The following is a 15,937-nucleotide window of genomic DNA, read 5'->3' on the forward strand; positions in this document are numbered from 1 at the left end:
CCGGTGATCTACGCGCGTAGGGGCTACAGTGCGCAGATGACGAGCCAGACCGCATCCGTACCCACCCCGGATCAGATCAGCCGTGCCCCGAAGGTGCTGCTCCACGACCACCTCGACGGGGGTCTTCGACCCGGGACCATCATCGACATCGCCGAAGCGACCGGATACACGGGACTGCCCGAGACCGAGGCCGACAAGCTCGGCATCTGGTTCCGCGAGGCCGCCGACTCGGGCTCCCTGGAACGGTACTTGGAGACCTTCGCGCACACCTGCGCCGTCATGCAGACCCGCGACGCGCTGTTCCGTGTCGCCGCCGAGTGCGCCGAGGACCTCGCCGAGGACGGCGTCGTCTACGCCGAGGTGCGCTACGCGCCCGAGCAGCACCTGGAGCAGGGCCTCACCCTCGAAGAGGTCGTCGAGGCCGTCAACGCGGGCTTCCGCGAGGGCGAGCGGCGGGCCCGCGCGAACGGCCACCGCATCCGGGTGGGCGCGCTGCTCACCGCGATGCGGCACGCGGCCCGCGCCCTGGAGATCGCCGAACTCGCCAACTCCTACCGGGACTCGGGCGTCGTCGGCTTCGACATCGCGGGCGCCGAGGCCGGCTTCCCGCCCACCCGCCACCTCGACGCCTTCGAGTACCTCAAGCGCGAGAACAACCACTTCACCATCCACGCGGGCGAGGCCTTCGGCCTGCCGTCGATCTGGCAGGCGCTCCAGTGGTGCGGCGCCGACCGGCTCGGCCACGGGGTGCGCATCATCGACGACATCGAGGTCGCCGAGGACGGCAGCGTGAAGCTCGGCCGCCTCGCCTCGTATGTGCGGGACAAGCGGATCCCGCTGGAGATGTGCCCGACCTCGAACCTCCAGACCGGCGCCGCGGCCTCCTACGCGGACCACCCCATCGGGCTGCTCCGCAAGCTGCACTTCCGGACCACCGTGAACACGGACAACCGGCTGATGTCGGGCACCAGCATGAGCCAGGAATTCGAGCACCTGACGAATTCCTTCGGTTACACGCTGGAGGACATGCAGTGGTTCACGGTCAATGCGATGAAATCAGCATTCATTCCTTTCGATGAACGACTGGCCATGATCAATGACGTGATCAAGCCCGGATATGCCGAGCTGAAGTCCGAATGGCTGTTCCAGCAGACCGCTACGACCAGTGGTTCTGCGGTCGCGGGCGGCTGATCTTAGGTATAGGAAAACGGCCGTGAGTGTGAACTCACGGCCGTTTTCCTGTGTTTGCGGCCCAGGTGTTCGGCTGGCTAGCTTGACGAGTCGCTCACCTTTCCCACCCCAAGGACATATTTCTGATGAAGCAGTCTGCCAAGACGCTCGGTGTCGTTGCCCTCGGTGCCGCCTTCGCCGCCGTTGCCGCCGGGACGGCCTCCGCCGTCCCCTCGCTTCCGAACCTGGGACCGCTGTCGACCGTCACCACGGGGACCCCGGTCGGCACCGTCGGCAAGGCGATGCCCGCGGCCGGCTCCAAGAAGGCGGCGCCGGCCGTTCAGCAGCAGGAGAGCAGCGACCCGGTGGGCACCCTGCTCGGCGGCGTGCCGGCCGGCCCCGTGGCGAGCAACCTCTCCGGTGCCGCCACCCTGCCCGGCGGCCTCACCGGCTGAGCCGGCCTCGCACCCTGCCGGGGCGCACACCCGTGAGCCGGGTGTGCGCCCCGGTGGTGTGTGAGTAGGGTCGTGATCATGCGTCCGAAGGCATGCGCCCGCGCGGCGGTGCTCACCCTGACCGTGCTGCTCGGCGCCGCCTGCACCGGCCCTCCGGACGGCCCGGTCGAATCCGTGAGCGGCCGGAACCGGACGTCGACTCCCTTGCAGCGAGCGGCACTTGAGCCGGGCGACGTGCCCGGATACGCGGTCTCCGGCGATCGCTCGCCCGACGTCGCCCGGGACGCCCCGATCGCCGACCGCGCCGCGTGCGCGCCGCTCGCCGGGGTGATGGGCGAGGCGCCCGACGACCGGGCCCGCGCGACGGTGAGCCGCGGCCTCGGCTCGCGGAAGACCCCGGGCCTCGCGGTATCGGCCTCGCTGTCCGCGTACTCCGCACCCGACGCGAAGCACCTGATCAGGGAGCTGAGGACGGCCCTGGCCCGCTGTGGCAACGAATTCAGCACGGTCCTCGACGGCCGCAGGGCCGCGTACCGGGATGTTCGTGCCGTGCCGTACGCGGTGAAGGGCGACGAGTCGGTCGGCTGGACGGCGTCCGCGCTCGTCCAGGGGGCGCCGGCTCCGGTGCACATCGTCGTGGTGCGCCAGGGCGCCACCGTCGTGCGATTCATGGCGATCAACCTGTCCGGGCGGGCGCCCGCGACGGTGACCGTGCCGCACGAGGTCGCCGACCGGCAGCTCGACAAGCTGGCCCGGACCGTCGAAGGCTGAGGGTCCGGACGCGGACCGTGGCTACCAGGCGGCGCGCGGGGACTTCTCGGAGGGGATCAGGGCCCACATCGCCAGGTAGATCAGGAACTGCGGTCCGGGGAGCAGGCACGATACAAGGAAGATCACGCGCATCGTGGTCGCGGAGGTGCCGAAGCGCCGGGCCAGCGCTGCGCACACTCCGCCGATCCGGCGGCCTTCGGTCGGGCGGACAAGAGGGGCGCTCATGGCGGGCTCCTTCGGAGCTGGAGTGGGGAGCCGCTTCTTGGGGGGCTCCCTTGCGATGTCTCCATGCTCCCGCCCGGAATGCGGGCAAACCATCGGGCTAAGGGGCGATCCCGACCCTGGGAATCGTCGGGGTACGCCCCTGAGGGGACTCCTCCCGAAGGACGGGGGCGCGGTGCTCGCGCTGGTTCCTGCGGCGCAGGCCCCGGCGCCACGCCGGCACCACCGCGAGGTGGGCGAGGGCGACGCCGGTGGTGTTCAGGAGCAGTGAGTCCACATCGGGGACCTGGCCGGGCACCGCCGTCTGCAGCAGGGCGATGCCGAGCGAGATCAGCGCCCCGGACAGCACGGTGCGTACCAGGGAGGCCAGCGGGGAGACCTGGAGGCGACCGCCGACCATCGGGAGCAGCACCCCCAGCGGGGCGAGGAGGAGCAGGCCCTCGCCGATCTGGTGGGCCGCTTCGAGGGGGCCGAGCGCGAGGTCGGCCTTGATGCCGGCGAACGGCGTCAGATTGGTGGCCGTCACCCACATCACGTCCCGGGGCCGCAGCGAGGTCCACGCCACGAGCAGCAGATGCGCGAGGAGGAGGACGAACCCCACCACGCGGAACCGGATGACGGCGCTGCCGCCTTGACCATGACGCTGCTGCACGCCCCCCAAGACGCGGGCCGCGGCGGGAACGGTTCCGCCGCGGACGGGTGATTCCGGTTGCCCGCCCGCGGCCCCGCCCACCGGGCACCCGCTAGGTGCGGGTGGGGCGGGGGATGTCGCCGAGGGTGGCCGCGCTGTCCGGCCGGGACTTCATCTCCGAGGTGCAGGTGTAGCCGCGCGCCGGGTCCTCGCCGGGGCCGCCGAGCACCACCTGCTGGGAGCCGGGCGCCGTCGGGGTGTTCTCCGCGTACGTGCAGACCACCTGCGACAGCGCGAGCGAGGAGAGGTCCTGCGGGTTGCGGCTGAGGCGCAGCGCGCCCGGCGGGTCGTTCTTGTGGGCCGCCGTGACGGTGAGCGGGCCCTTGACCTCCGTGGTGAACCCGGCGTCCTTCTCGTCGCCCGACGGCTGCGCGATGAGCTCGTCGAGCAGCGCCTGTGCGAAGCGGAGCCGGTCCTCGGCACCCTTGTTCTCCGGCATCCGCACCGAGCGCTGGGCGGTGACCAGCTGAGCCCCGCACACCAGATAGACCTGCACGGTGACGCCCTCGAACTGCGGGGCGACCGCGCCGTCCGGCACCTCGCACGGCACCCGGGACGGCGCCGGGCCCGCGTCGACGGGGACCGAGGTGGGCCGGATGCCGCAGCCGGTGGCCGCGGTGCCCAGCGCGAGCAGCCCGGCCAGCGCGGCGGCTGCCCGGCGACGTCTTCCTCTCACTGCTCAGCGCCCCCTTCCGGGGTCTCGGCGGTGGCGGGCGGGGTGGCGTCCAGCGGAAGCCGCAGCACGAACACGGCGCCGCCTTCGGGGGAGTTGGCGGCACTGATGTCGCCGCCGTGGATGTGCGCGTTCTCCATCGCGATGGACAGGCCGAGCCCGCTGCCCTCCGAGCGCGGCCGCGAGGCGCTGGCCTTGTAGAACCGGTCGAAGACGTGCGGCAGCACCTCCTCGGGGATGCCGGGCCCGTGGTCGCGTACCGCGATCACCAGCTCGTCGCCCTCGACGCGCACCGAGACCCGCACCGGCGACCCGCCGTGCTTGAGGGCGTTGCCGATCAGGTTGGCCAGCACGACGTCGAGGCGGCGCGGGTCGACGCGGGCCATGATGCCGCGCTCGGCGTCGAGCTCGACGGCGTCCAGCCAGGCCCGGGTGTCGATGCACGCGGTGATCTGGTCGGCGATGTCCACGTCGTCCAGGACCAGGCGGGCGGTGCCCGCGTCGAAGCGGGTGACCTCCATCAGGTTCTCGACCAGGACGTTCAGGCGCCGGGTCTCGGAGACCACGAGCCGCACCGCGGGCGCGATCATCGGGTCGAGGCTGTCCTCCTCCTCGTCGAGGACCTCGGCGACGGCGGTGAGCGCGGTCAGCGGCGTACGCAGCTCGTGCGACATGTCGGCGACGAAGCGGCGGCTGGCCTCCTCCCGCGCGCTCATGTCCGTGACCTTCTTCTCCAGGGCCTCGGCCGTCCGGTTGAACGTCCTGGACAGATCGGCGAGTTCGTCCGTGCCGGAGACCCTGAGGCGGGTGTCGAGCTTGCCCTCGCCGAGCCGGCGCGCCGCGTCCCCGAGCCGCTGCACCGGCCGCAGCACGGTGGTGGCGGCCGCCTGCGCGAGCAGCGCCGAGGCGAGCAGCGCGAGGAAGGTGGCGATGCCGAGGGACCAGGCGAGGGAGTTGAGGTCGCGCCGCTCCTGGTCGAGCGGGGCCAGCATGTAGCCGGTCGGCCCGGCACCGATGATCTTCGTGCCGCCGACCAGGTACGGGTGCCCGTGCAGCGTGATCCGCTGCCAGAACAGGTGGTACGGGTAGGCGTTGGTCCCCGTCACCTTCTGCTTCTTGTCGACCGCTTCCTGCAGTGACTTGGGTACGTCGTCGAGCGTGAAGCCGTCCACGTTCGAGGCCCCGACGATCGGCTTGCCGGGGGCGCGCTCGGCCACGAGCAGCACGTTGTAACGGGAGTTGCTGCTGTCCGCCATCTGCTTGGCGGCCACCTGCAGATCGTGCTCGACCGGCTGCAGCGGCAGCGAGGCCGCCCGGTTCTGCATGCCCTGACGGAAGTCGTTGAGCGCCGAGTCCTGCGTACGGACCAGAACGGCCTCGCGGTTGAGCCAGTACGCGATGCCGGACGCGGAGACGGCCGCGGTCAGCGCGACGAGCGCGAACACCACGACGAGGCGCAGCCGCAGACTGGTCCAGCGCAGACCGGCGAGTATCGCTCGCTTCACTTGCCCTGCTTATCGGGGGTACGGGGGTGGTGCGACGGGTTCACGAGGGGGTGTCCAGGCGGTAGCCCACGCCACGGACGGTACGGATCAGCGTCGGCGAGGACGGCACGTCCTCGACCTTGGCGCGCAGCCGCTGCACACAGGCGTCGACGAGCCGGGAGTCGCCCAGGTAGTCGTGCTCCCACACGAGCCGGAGCAACTGCTGGCGGGAGAGCGCCTGGCCCGGCCGACGGCTCAGTTCGAGGAGCAACCGCAGCTCGGTGGGCGTGAGTTGAAGGTCCTCGCCGTTCTTGGTGACCGTCATCGCGGCCCGGTCGATCACCACGTTGCCGAACGCCGCCGAGTCGGTGGCCTCCCGCTCGCCGCGCCGCAGGACGGCCCGGATCCGGGCGTCGAGAACCCGCCCCTGGACCGGCTTGACCACATAGTCGTCGGCGCCGGACTCCAGGCCCACCACCACGTCGATGTCGTCGTTGCGCGCGGTCAGCAGGATGATCGGCAGCTGGTCGGTGCGCCGGATCCGGCGGCACACCTCGAAGCCGTCGATCCCGGGCAGCATCACGTCCAGCACGATCAGGTCCGGCCGCTGCTCGCGCAGCAGTTTCAGGCCGTCCTCTCCCGTCGCCGCGGTGGCCACACGGTGGCCCTGGCGTGACAGGGAGAGTTCGAGGGCCGTGCGGATGGCGTCGTCGTCCTCGATCAGCAACAGGAAAGGCACAGAGGTCATTCTGGCCCATGGTGGAGAGGAGCACGACCCCCGTCCGGCCCCCGGCCCGCGACAACGCGTTCACAGGCCGCTGTGACAGGCCTGTGACACTCGGCAGACAGCTCGATGAAGTGGCCCGGGCAAGCTCTTCCTCGTAACCAAGCACGCCGAAGAAACAGACTCCACCGACGGGGGGCGCGAGATGAACGCACTGCACAGCACCAACTCCAGCGCAGTTGTGACGCGTCTCCACGACGTCGTACGGAGCACCGAGAAGTCCGGCGCTCTGGGCGGGCGGGGGTGCGCTCGGAGCGCCGGGCGTCAGCACTCGTCGTACATGACGGTGATTGACAGCCCCGCGGTTGCGGCCGCGGGGAACAAGCCACAGGGAAGCGGGGAGGCGGCGTACCGGGAGGTCACGGGGGAGCGGAAGAGCCTGTCGGAGGCGGAGTTCACCGCCTACGTACAGGAACGCCGCGCCTCCCTGTACGCAACCGCCTACCACCTGACCGGCGACCGCTACGAGGCGGAGGACCTGCTGCAGAGCGCGCTGTTCTCCACCTACCGGGCCTGGGACCGCATCAGCGACAAGGCGGCGGTCGGCGGCTATCTGCGCCGCACGATGACCAATCTGCACATCAGCGCCTGGCGGCGGCGCAAGCTCAACGAGTACCCGACCGAGGAGCTGCCGGAGACGGCCGGCGACACGGACGCGATGCGCGGCACCGAACTGCGCGCGGTGCTCTGGCAGGCGCTGGCCCGCCTGCCCGAACTGCAGCGCACGATGCTGGTCCTGCGCTACTACGAGGGTCGTACCGATCCGGAGATCGCGGACATCCTCGACATCAGTGTCGGCACGGTGAAGTCCAGCATCTGGCGCTCGCTGCGCCGGCTGCGCGAGGACGAGGTCCTCAGCTTCGGCCGTGACGAGGAGGAGTCCTTCGGCGAGCTGGTGGCCTGAAGGTCTGGGGGAGGGACGCGGGTGGTCCGCGGGGGACACGGGGGCCACTCACGGGGGTAACGGGGTAACGGGGGAAGCGGCGGGGCCAATCGGCCCCGCCGCTTCATTTCGTACGCCGAGGCTAGGCGGCCGCCGCCGTGCGGCAGCGGCCGGCCGCCGCGCCCGCGATGCGGCCGAGGGCCTCCTCCTTGCCGCAGGGGTGGGCGCCGAGCGCCGTCTGGCGGGCGACGATCGCGCGCTCGGCGCGCATCAGGCGCCAGCCGCGGCGCAGCAGGAACGCCACAGACTTGCGGCCCTCCTTCAGGTCGCGGAGCAGCCTGCGGCGGAAGGTCGTGGAGGGCCGCCCGCGCAGGCAGATCGCGTCCGCGAGCACCCCGAGCTCCTGACAGCGGGTCACGATGTCGGCGGCGAAGATGCCCTCCGCGATGAACAGCGGGGTGCGGTCGATGCCGAGCGCGGTGGTGCCGGTGATGGAACTCGTCGCGATCGAGTAGACCGGCACGGCGGTACGCCCCGTACGGCACAGCTCGGTGATGGCGCGGACCGCGGCGTCCGCGTCCCAGGACAGCGGGGAGTCCCAGTCGATGTCCGCACTGCCCGCCACCAGCGGCAGGGTCGGGTCGTCACCTTCTTTGTAGAAGTCGTCGAGGCGCAGCACGGGCAGGTCCGTGCGGGCGGCGAGGGACGACTTGCCGGAGCCGGAGGGCCCCGACAGCAGGACGACGCGCGTCGGAATGGCAGATGAACTCACGGGACACCAGTGTGGGCCATGCACCCGGGAGTGGTACCCCTCGGGGAGGCCGTTGGTATCGAGCATCACATCTCAACTACGCTACGTGCCCGCGTGATTACGCACCTTCCGTACGAGAGTGAGTGGGATCCCATGGGACATCACGAGGCCCCCAAGGCCGCCAGGACCCTGCGCCACCGGGCCCTGCTGCGGGCGGGGCTCACCGTCACCGCGGCCGGCGCGGCCCTGGCCGGCGCCGGTTCGGCAGCGCAGGCCGCGCCGGTGGCCGACGCTCCCGTGGTGGGGCACAACGCGATGGCCAACGACCTCGCGGCGGGCGCGCAGGGCGCGGCCGGGGCGGTCGGCTATGCGGTCGCTCCCGCCAAGTCGCTGCGGCTCGACCCGCTGGCCAACACCGGGGTCGACCCGCTGGACAACGGCGTGGGCGCCAAGGTCGCGGACTTCCGGCCCGTCTCGACGACGATGGCGACGAGTCCGGTGGCGAGCGGCGGCGCCCTCAAGGACCTCCCCGTCACCGGTCAGGCCGCGGGGCTGCTGCCCGGCTGAGCCCGCGCGTCCGTGTCCGGCACGAGAAACGCCCGAGGCCCCCGCCGGTCCAACGGGCGGGGGCCTCAGGTGAGTCGGGGCTCAGTACGCGGAGCCGGACGCGCCCAGCGAACCGGTCGGGTGCCAGACCGTCTTGGTCTCCAGGAACGCGGTGAGCCGGTCGGTGCCCGGGTCCGCGGTGAAGTCCACGGCCTTGGGGCGCACGACGCGCTTGAGGTTGTCCGCCGCCGCGATCTCCAGGTCGCGGGCCAGGTCGGCACCCGCGCCCGTCAGGTCGATCGCGTTGACGTCCTGGTGCGCGGCCAGCGGCGCCGCGATCTCGGCCGTCCTGCCGGACAGGACGTTGACCACGCCGCCCGGCAGGTCCGAGGTGGCGAGGACCTCGCCGAGCGAGAGCGCCGGGAGCGGAGCCTTCTCGGAGGCGATCACGACGACGGTGTTGCCGGTCGCGATCACGGGCGCGATGACCGAGACCAGGCCCAGGAACGACGACTCCTGGGGCGCGAGGACCGTGACGACGCCGGTCGGCTCGGGGGTGGAGAGGTTGAAGAAGGGGCCCGCGACCGGGTTGGCCCCGCCCACGACCTGGCCGATCTTGTCCGTCCAGCCCGCGTACCAGACCCAGCGGTCGATGGCCGCGTCCACGACGGCGGCGGCCTTCGACTTCGACAGGCCCTCGGCCTCGGCGACCTCCCGTACGAACTGGTCCTTGCGGCCCTCCAGCATCTCGGCGACGCGGTAGAGGATCTGGCCCCGGTTGTACGCGGTCGCGCCGGCCCAGCCGCCGAACGCCTTGCGGGCCGCGACGACCGCGTCCCGCGCGTCCTTGCGCGAGGAGAGGGGCGCGTTGGCCAGCCACTTGCCCTTGCTGTCGACCACTTCGTACACCCGGCCGCTCTCGGAACGCGGGAACTTCCCGCCCACGTACAGCTTGTAGGTCTTGAAGACGCTCAGCCGCGTCGGAGTCTCAGACATCGAGGTAGCCCTCCAGGCCGTGCCGGCCGCCCTCGCGGCCGAAGCCCGACTCCTTGTAGCCGCCGAACGGCGAGGTCGGGTCGAACTTGTTGAACGTGTTGGCCCAGACGACACCGGCGCGGAGCTTGTTCGCGACCGCGAGGATGCGCGAGCCCTTCTCCGTCCAGATGCCGGCGGAGAGGCCGTACTGGCTGTTGTTGGCCTTGGCGACGGCCTCGTCCGGGGTGCGGAAGCTCAGCACCGACAGGACCGGGCCGAAGATCTCGTCGCGGGCGATGGTGTGCGCCTGGGTGACGTTCGTGAACAGCGTCGGGGCGAACCAGTAACCCGCCGAGGGCAGGTCGCACGGCGCGGTCCAGCGCTCGGCGCCCTCCGCCTCGCCCGTCTCGGTGAGCGCGGTGATGCGGGCCAGCTGCTCGGCCGAGTTGATCGCGCCGATGTCGGTGTTCTTGTCCAGCGGGTCGCCGAGGCGCAGCGTGGACAGACGGCGCTTGAGCGAGTCGAGCAGCTCGTCCTGGATCGACTCCTGGACCAGGAGGCGCGAGCCCGCGCAGCACACCTGGCCCTGGTTGAAGAAGATGCCGGAGACGATGCCCTCGACGGCCTGGTCGATGGGGGCGTCGTCGAAGACGATGTTGGCGCCCTTGCCGCCCAGCTCCAGGGTGACCTTCTTGGACGTGCCGGCCACCGAGCGGGCGATCGCCTTGCCGACGGCGGTCGAGCCGGTGAAGGCGACCTTGTTCACGTCCGGGTGCTCGACCAGGGCCGCGCCCGCGTCGCCGTACCCGGTGAGGATGTTGACGACGCCCTTGGGCAGGCCCGCCTGGCGGCAGATGTCCGCGAAGAACAGGGCCGAAAGGGGAGTGGTCTCGGCCGGCTTCAGGACGACCGTGTTGCCCGTCGCCAGCGCCGGGGCGATCTTCCACGCCAGCATCAGGAGCGGGAAGTTCCACGGGATGACCTGGCCCGCGACGCCCAGCGGGCGCGGGTTCGCACCGAACCCGGCGTGGTCGAGCTTGTCGGCCCAGCCCGCGTAGTAGAAGAAGTGCGCGGCGACCAGCGGGAGGTCCGCGTCGCGGGTCTCCTTGATCGGCTTTCCGTTGTCCAGGGTCTCCAGGACGGCCAGCTCGCGGCTGCGCTCCTGGATGATCCGCGCGATGCGGAACAGGTACTTGGCGCGCTCGGAGCCGGGCAGCGCCGACCACTTCTCGAACGCCTTGCGGGCGGCCTTCACGGCCCGGTCCACGTCCTCGGCGCCCGCCTGGGCGACCTCGGACAGGACCTCCTCGGTGGACGGCGAGACGGTCTTGAAGACCTTGCCGTCGGCGGCCTCGGTGAACTCGCCGTCGATGAACAGGCCGTAGGAGGGGGCGATGTCGACGACCGAGCGCGACTCGGGCGCCGGTGCGTAGTCAAAAACAGATGCCATGGTGATCAGTCCACCGTCACGTAGTCGGGGCCGGAGTAGCGGCCGGTCGCCAGCTTCTGACGCTGCATCAGCAGGTCGTTGAGCAGCGAGGAGGCGCCGAAGCGGAACCAGTGGTTGTCCAGCCAGTCCTCGCCCACGGTCTCGTTGACCAGGACCAGGAACTTCACCGCGTCCTTGGTGGAGCGGATGCCGCCGGCCGGCTTCACGCCGACCTGGATCCCGGTCTGGGCGCGGAAGTCGCGTACGGCTTCGAGCAGCACCAGGGTGTTGGGCGGCGTGGCGTTCACGGCCACCTTGCCCGTCGACGTCTTGATGAAGTCGGCGCCGCCCATCATGCCGAGCCAGCTGGCGCGGCGGATGTTGTCGTACGTCGACAGCTCACCGGTCTCGAAGATGACCTTGAGGCGGGCCTTGTCGCCGCACTCGGCGCGGACGGCCGCGATCTCCTCGTACACCTTGAGGTAGTGACCGGCCAGGAACGCGCCCCGGTCGATCACCATGTCGATCTCGTCGGCGCCGGCCGCGACCGCGTCCCGGACGTCCGCGAGCTTGACCGGCAGCGCCGCGCGGCCGGCCGGGAAGGCGGTGGCGACGGACGCGACCTTGACGTCCGAGCCCTTCAGCACCTCCTTGGCGGTGGCCACCATGTCCGGATAGACGCAGACGGCGGCGGTGTGCGGGGTGGTGCGGTCGGTCGGATCGGGGTGGACGGCCTTGGCGGCGAGCGCCCGGACCTTGCCCGGGGTGTCCGCGCCTTCCAGCGTCGTCAGGTCGATCATCGAAATGGCCAGGTCGATGGCGTACGCCTTGGCCGAGGTCTTGATCGAACGGGTGCCGAGGGACGCGGCGCGCGCTTCCAGGCCCACCGGGTCGATGCCGGGGAGCCCATGGAGGAAGCGGCGCAGCGCACCGTCGGACGCGGTCGCGTCGGCGAAGGCAGCTGCAGGTGCATTGGTGGGCATGGTCACCAGATGAGCATATCTACGCGCGTAGCTGCCTGTACAGCCCCCGGGGCTCAGGTGAGCGGGGGTGAGCTCTGTCACGCGCCCGTGACGTGGAGCGGACGCTTCTCGTACGGGTGATCCACCTGGACCTAACCAAGGGGCCGTCCCGTTCAGCGGGGTGGGGAACGGCTTCATTCATGCTCTGACCTCGGCTGTCGGTATGGATCTGCCCCGTTGTCAGTGGTGGTGCATAGCCTGGGCAGGTGAAGGGAGGTGATCGGCCGTGATGCGCGCCTACAAGTTCCGGCTTCGCCCGACGGTCCGTCAGTCGCTGGCTCTCGGCGAGATGTTGCAGGACCACTGTTCGCTCTACAACGGCGCGTTGCAGGAGCGTCGTGACGCCTACGGTCACGTCTCGAAGACGAGCATTAAATATGGGGAGCAGTCCGCGCAGCTCAAGGGGATCCGGATATTCGACCCGGAGCGACAGGGGCGTTGGTCGTTTTCCTCGCAGCAGGCGACGCTGCGGCGGCTGGACAGGGGGTTCGCTGCGTTCTTCCGCCGCGTCAAGACTGGTCAGACCCCCGGGTATCCGCGGTTCAAGGGCGTTGGCCATTTCGATACGGTGATCTTCCCGAAGGACGGGGACGGCTGCCGTTGGGACTCCACCCCACACGACCGCCAGACTCGTGTCCGCCTCCAAGGGGTCGGGCACGTTCGCGTGCACCAGCATCGGCCGGTCAAAGGCCGGGTCAAGACGATCTCCGTCAAGCGGGAAGGCGCGCATTGGTACGTGATCCTGGCCTGCGACAACGTCTCGGCTGAACCGCTCCCCGAGATGGGTAAGACCGTCGGTATCGACCTGGGTGTGACGCACTTCCTGACCACCTCGGACGGCGTGCATGTCGAAAACCCGCGCTTCCTCGCAGCGTCCGCCGAAGCCCTGGCAGAAGCGCAGCAGCAGTTATCGAAATTTCCCCGGCGGACCCGGCGCCGATCGAAGAGGCACCGGGCCGCAGCCCGCAAGGCCGCCAGGCTGCACGCCAGGATCCGGCGTCAGCGGCTGGACTATCACCATAAGACCGCCCTCGCTCTGGTCCGCGAGCACGACGTGATCGGATACGAGCGACTCAACACCGCGGGCATGACTCGCGCTCCGAAACCCAGGCCTGACCCCGACCGGCCCGGCTCGTTCCTGTCGAACGGTGCCGCTGCCAAGGCCGGACTGAACCGCAGCATCCTGGATGCGGGTTGGGGGCAGTTCCTCACAATCCTGGCGAACAAGGCTGAGAGTGCTGGTCGCCAAGTGATCCCGGTGGACGCCCGCAACACCTCCCGCACATGTCCCGCATGCGGGCACACCGCGAAGGAGAACCGCACCACCCAAGCAAGGTTCGAGTGCACCGCCTGCGGGTTCCTCGGGAACGCCGACCACGTAGGCGCACTCAACGTCCTCAACAGGGCCGGGCTGGCCCTCTGCACGGTGACCTAGCTACCGACGCAGGAAGCCCCCGACGCCAGTCGTGGGTGGAGTCACAGATTTCTTCTGCAGCCAAGCAGCCAAGCCAAGCAAGGGGGGCCGAGGGGCGCCGGGCGCCCCGGGCCCCGGACCGGACAGCCCGGCCGCCCACCCCGCCCCCGAACATCACCGCCGCCTCCAGCGCCCCCGCCGCCCCCAGGGCCGCCGCCTCGCTGCCCGCCTCCAAGCCGGTACGGGTGAGGATCCCGGCCGCCGGGGTCGACGCGAGCCCCGTCCTCGACCTCGGTCCGGCCGCCGACGGCACCGTCGAGGTGCCCTCCGTCGCAGACGCCGACAAGATCGGCTGGTACGACAAGGGGGTCGCCCCGGGCCAGACCGGGCCCGCCGTGCTCATCGGGCACTTCGACACCGTCAAGGGCCCGGCGGTCCTGAAGAACGTCTCCAAGGTCAAGGTCGGCGACCTCATCTCGGTCGCCCGCGCCGACGGGAAGACCGCCGAGTTCAAGGTCCGCGCGCTGGAACAGGTCGACAAGTCGGCCTTCCCGACCCAGAAGGTGTACGGCAACACCGACCGCCCCGAGCTGCGCGTCATCACCTGCGGCGGCGAGCTGACCGGCGGGCACCGCCCCGACAACATCATCCTGTACGCGGATCTGGTGGCCTGAGCGAACCGGGGCCCGGGCTCTGAGGCAGAATCGGGCCATGACGAGCCCCACGCCGCCCGCCGAGCCGGCCTACGCCGACCGGACCTACCGCTCACCCGCCGGTATCGCCGGCGGCGCGCTGCTGCTTGCGATCGGTATCTGGCTCGGCGTCGACGCCGTGATCCAGGGCCACGGCAACGCCCCCTGGCTGGCGCTCGCCGTACTGCTCTGCGCGGTGCCGCTGATCGTCGCCTTCAGCTTCCGCCCCGCGGTGTTCGCGGGCGCCGACCGGCTCCTGGTGCGCAACCCGTTCCGTACGATCACGCTGCCCTGGGCGTCCGTGGCGGACGTGCGGGCCGGGTACTCCAGCGAGGTCTTCGACCAGTCCGGCGGCAAGTACCAGCTGTGGGCGATCCCCGTCTCGCTGCGCCAGCGCAAGCGGGTGGCCCGCCGTCAGGTGCGGGACGCGACGGTCGACGGGCAGATCGGCGTCCCGGTCACGGCCGACGTCAGCGATGCCAAGGCGCGCATGGCGCCAGCCGACCAGTCCATCAGGGACCTGCGCGACCTCGCCGAACAGGGCGCCCTGCGCGACAGCGCACAGGGCGAGGTCGCTGTCCGCTGGGCGTACGAGGTGATCGCGCCGGCGGTCGCCGGGGCGGTGCTGTTCGTCGTCCTGCTCGCCATCGGCTGACCCCGGTCACGGCGGGCCCGGCCATACCAGGAGCATGTACGCGCCCAGCCACGCCGACGACAGGGTGGCCGCGCCGAGCACCAGGACGGTGACCGTGCGGCGGGCCCGCGCCAGCGCCAGCGCGACCGGCAGCAGCAGCGGGAAGCCGGGGACCAGGAACCGGGCCCGCGGGAAGTAGACGCCGCCGCTGCCGAGGACGACCACGAGGAGCGCGCCCGTGAAGATCAGCAGGGCCGGCGGCTGGCGGTCGGCGAGCGAGAGCAGATACAGCGCGCCGGACCCGATCAGGACCAGCGTGACCAGGACCAGGAACAGCGGCGGCCGGTTCGCGTACACGAGGATGGAGCGGATGTCGCGCAGGGTGCCGATGCCGCCGTCCCACTCGTTGTCCCAGACCTTCTGCACCGCGAAGTAGCCGTCCCAGCGGCCGAGCCGCAGCCCCACCCAGGCCACATAGCCGCACCAGCCGGCCGGTGCGAGCAGCCCGCCGAGCACCAGGCGCCGGTCGAGCCCGCGGGCGCGTACGAGAGCCACGAGGGCGGCGAGCGAGACGGCGGCCGCGATCGCGATGCCGGTGGGGCGGGTCAGGCCCGCCAGCGCCGCCAGCGAGCCCGCCCAGACCCAGCGCCGGGTCAGCACGCAGTACAGGGCCCATGCCGTAAGGGCGGTGAACAGGGACTCGGTGTAGCCCATCCACTGGACCACGCCGACCGGCAGCGCCGCCCACAGGACCGTGAGCAGGGCGCCTGTACGGCGGCCGTGCAGGCGGTCGCCGACCGCGAACACCCCGCACGCGGCGACCAGCGAGAACCCGATCGCGAGCAGCAGTCCGACGCTGGCCCGCGAGCCCGGCGTGACGGCCGCGACCGCCTTGACCAGGCCCGGGTACAGAGGGAAGAAGGCCAGGTTGTTCAGCTGCCCGGCGTGCAGCGCGTGGACGTAGCCGTGGTCGGCGATGCCGAGGTACCAGTTGGAGTCCCAGGACGTGGCGAGCGTCGGCCAGATCCCGTGGTGGCGCACGTGGGCCCACTTCGCGAGGACGAGCATCCCGAAGAGGCGGACCGCGAGATAGCCGAGCAGCGCGGGCCCGGCGTACCTGAGGGCGGTGCGTGCCCGCTCCTCGGCCGGCGGCCGGCCGCCCGTGGCGCGCGGGGCCGGCCGGCGGGCGGCGGGGACGGGACGGCGACGGACCGTGGTCGTCGCCGGTGGCGGTGCGGTCGGGGACACGGCGACGGCTCCTTGGCTCGGGCACGGCGAGAGGTACGGGTCACCTTTTCTCGCCAGTCCCCGCCGGATGCCGCACCGCTGCGTCAACTGCCG

The 15,937-nt window shown here is 71.1% G+C and carries 18 protein-coding genes; 8 read left to right on the forward strand and 10 right to left on the reverse strand.

The window, feature by feature from the left end; genetic code table 11:
• Nucleotides 1–36: 36 nt before the first annotated feature.
• From ABD346_RS16285 to ABD346_RS16295, 3 genes are all read left to right on the forward strand, one after another.
• Nucleotides 37–1,191 (forward strand): adenosine deaminase, encoded by a 1,155-nt coding sequence (locus ABD346_RS16285; RefSeq protein ID WP_344375465.1) that lies wholly within the window; start codon nucleotides 37–39, stop codon nucleotides 1,189–1,191.
• A gap of 125 nt (nucleotides 1,192–1,316) precedes the next feature.
• Nucleotides 1,317–1,625, forward strand: a complete 309-nt coding sequence (locus tag ABD346_RS16290) for an ATP-binding protein (protein WP_344375466.1) — start codon at nucleotides 1,317–1,319, stop codon at nucleotides 1,623–1,625.
• Between the two features lie 78 nt (nucleotides 1,626–1,703).
• Nucleotides 1,704–2,396 (forward strand): hypothetical protein, encoded by a 693-nt coding sequence (locus ABD346_RS16295; protein ID WP_344375467.1) that lies wholly within the window; start codon nucleotides 1,704–1,706, stop codon nucleotides 2,394–2,396.
• A 21-nt stretch (nucleotides 2,397–2,417) separates the two neighbouring features.
• Here ABD346_RS16295 and ABD346_RS16300 read toward each other — a convergent pair whose 3' ends face one another.
• The 5 genes from ABD346_RS16300 to afsQ1 all read right to left on the reverse strand — a co-directional run bounded on the left by ABD346_RS16300 (nucleotide 2,418) and on the right by afsQ1 (nucleotide 6,205).
• Nucleotides 2,418–2,621 carry a PspC domain-containing protein gene (locus ABD346_RS16300; RefSeq protein WP_189962932.1) on the reverse strand — a complete coding sequence of 68 codons (204 nt, stop codon included), beginning with the start codon at nucleotides 2,619–2,621 and terminating at the stop codon, nucleotides 2,418–2,420.
• 97 nt (nucleotides 2,622–2,718) lie between these two features.
• Nucleotides 2,719–3,270, reverse strand: a complete 552-nt coding sequence (locus ABD346_RS16305; protein ID WP_344375469.1) for a VanZ family protein — start codon at nucleotides 3,268–3,270, stop codon at nucleotides 2,719–2,721.
• A 91-nt stretch (nucleotides 3,271–3,361) separates the two neighbouring features.
• Complete coding sequence (locus ABD346_RS16310) at nucleotides 3,362–3,985, reverse strand: hypothetical protein (RefSeq protein ID WP_344375471.1); 624 nt, start codon at nucleotides 3,983–3,985, stop codon at nucleotides 3,362–3,364.
• Nucleotides 3,982–5,487: a sensor histidine kinase gene (locus tag ABD346_RS16315; RefSeq protein ID WP_344375472.1), complete on the reverse strand. Its 1,506-nt coding sequence runs from the start codon at nucleotides 5,485–5,487 to the stop codon at nucleotides 3,982–3,984. Before ABD346_RS16315 ends, ABD346_RS16310 begins: the two co-directional genes overlap by 4 nt.
• A 40-nt stretch (nucleotides 5,488–5,527) precedes the next feature.
• Nucleotides 5,528–6,205: a two-component system response regulator AfsQ1 gene (gene afsQ1 / locus ABD346_RS16320; RefSeq protein ID WP_174248559.1), complete on the reverse strand. Its 678-nt coding sequence runs from the start codon at nucleotides 6,203–6,205 to the stop codon at nucleotides 5,528–5,530.
• Between the two features lie 190 nt (nucleotides 6,206–6,395).
• Between afsQ1 and ABD346_RS16325 the strand changes: the two genes are divergently transcribed.
• A complete protein-coding gene (locus tag ABD346_RS16325) occupies nucleotides 6,396–7,154 on the forward strand; it encodes a SigE family RNA polymerase sigma factor (protein WP_344375474.1) in 759 nt (252 codons plus the stop codon).
• Between the two features lie 121 nt (nucleotides 7,155–7,275).
• On the opposite strand, the gene ABD346_RS16330 is transcribed toward ABD346_RS16325, so the two are convergent.
• Nucleotides 7,276–7,971: a uridine kinase gene (locus ABD346_RS16330; protein WP_344375475.1), complete on the reverse strand. Its 696-nt coding sequence runs from the start codon at nucleotides 7,969–7,971 to the stop codon at nucleotides 7,276–7,278.
• Nucleotides 7,972–8,037: 66 nt separating this feature from the next.
• On the opposite strand from ABD346_RS16330, the gene ABD346_RS16335 reads away from it, so the two are divergent.
• The gene (locus tag ABD346_RS16335) at nucleotides 8,038–8,451 is read left to right on the forward strand and encodes a hypothetical protein (RefSeq protein WP_344375476.1); all 414 of its coding nucleotides are present in this window, start codon (nucleotides 8,038–8,040) and stop codon (nucleotides 8,449–8,451) included.
• Between the two features lie 81 nt (nucleotides 8,452–8,532).
• Here ABD346_RS16335 and ABD346_RS16340 read toward each other — a convergent pair whose 3' ends face one another.
• From ABD346_RS16340 to deoC, 3 genes are read right to left on the reverse strand one after another with little or no spacing between them, the layout of a single operon-like run.
• On the reverse strand, nucleotides 8,533–9,426 hold the full coding sequence (locus ABD346_RS16340) for an aldehyde dehydrogenase family protein (protein WP_344375477.1): 894 nt from the start codon (nucleotides 9,424–9,426) through the stop codon (nucleotides 8,533–8,535).
• On the reverse strand, nucleotides 9,419–10,855 hold the full coding sequence (locus tag ABD346_RS16345; protein WP_344375478.1) for an aldehyde dehydrogenase family protein: 1,437 nt from the start codon (nucleotides 10,853–10,855) through the stop codon (nucleotides 9,419–9,421). Before ABD346_RS16345 ends, ABD346_RS16340 begins: the two co-directional genes overlap by 8 nt.
• Nucleotides 10,856–10,860: 5 nt before the next feature.
• Nucleotides 10,861–11,817 (reverse strand): deoxyribose-phosphate aldolase, encoded by a 957-nt coding sequence (gene deoC / locus ABD346_RS16350; RefSeq protein ID WP_344375620.1) that lies wholly within the window; start codon nucleotides 11,815–11,817, stop codon nucleotides 10,861–10,863.
• Between the two features lie 265 nt (nucleotides 11,818–12,082).
• Here deoC and ABD346_RS16355 point away from each other — a divergent pair, with 265 nt between their 5' ends.
• The 3 genes from ABD346_RS16355 to ABD346_RS16365 all read left to right on the forward strand — a co-directional run bounded on the left by ABD346_RS16355 (nucleotide 12,083) and on the right by ABD346_RS16365 (nucleotide 14,617).
• The gene (locus tag ABD346_RS16355) at nucleotides 12,083–13,291 is read left to right on the forward strand and encodes an RNA-guided endonuclease InsQ/TnpB family protein (protein ID WP_344375479.1); all 1,209 of its coding nucleotides are present in this window, start codon (nucleotides 12,083–12,085) and stop codon (nucleotides 13,289–13,291) included.
• A gap of 224 nt (nucleotides 13,292–13,515) precedes the next feature.
• Entirely contained in the window at nucleotides 13,516–13,944 is a 429-nt protein-coding gene (locus ABD346_RS16360; protein ID WP_344375481.1) for a class F sortase, read from the forward strand.
• Nucleotides 13,945–13,981: 37 nt separating this feature from the next.
• On the forward strand, nucleotides 13,982–14,617 hold the full coding sequence (locus tag ABD346_RS16365) for a PH domain-containing protein (protein WP_344375482.1): 636 nt from the start codon (nucleotides 13,982–13,984) through the stop codon (nucleotides 14,615–14,617).
• A 6-nt stretch (nucleotides 14,618–14,623) separates the two neighbouring features.
• Here ABD346_RS16365 and ABD346_RS16370 read toward each other — a convergent pair whose 3' ends face one another.
• Nucleotides 14,624–15,844: a hypothetical protein gene (locus ABD346_RS16370; RefSeq protein ID WP_344375484.1), complete on the reverse strand. Its 1,221-nt coding sequence runs from the start codon at nucleotides 15,842–15,844 to the stop codon at nucleotides 14,624–14,626.
• Nucleotides 15,845–15,937: the final 93 nt, after the last annotated feature.

Source organism: Streptomyces mauvecolor (assembly GCF_039532965.1).
In the GTDB taxonomy this organism is placed as follows: Bacteria; Actinomycetota; Actinomycetes; order Streptomycetales; family Streptomycetaceae; genus Streptomyces; species Streptomyces violascens.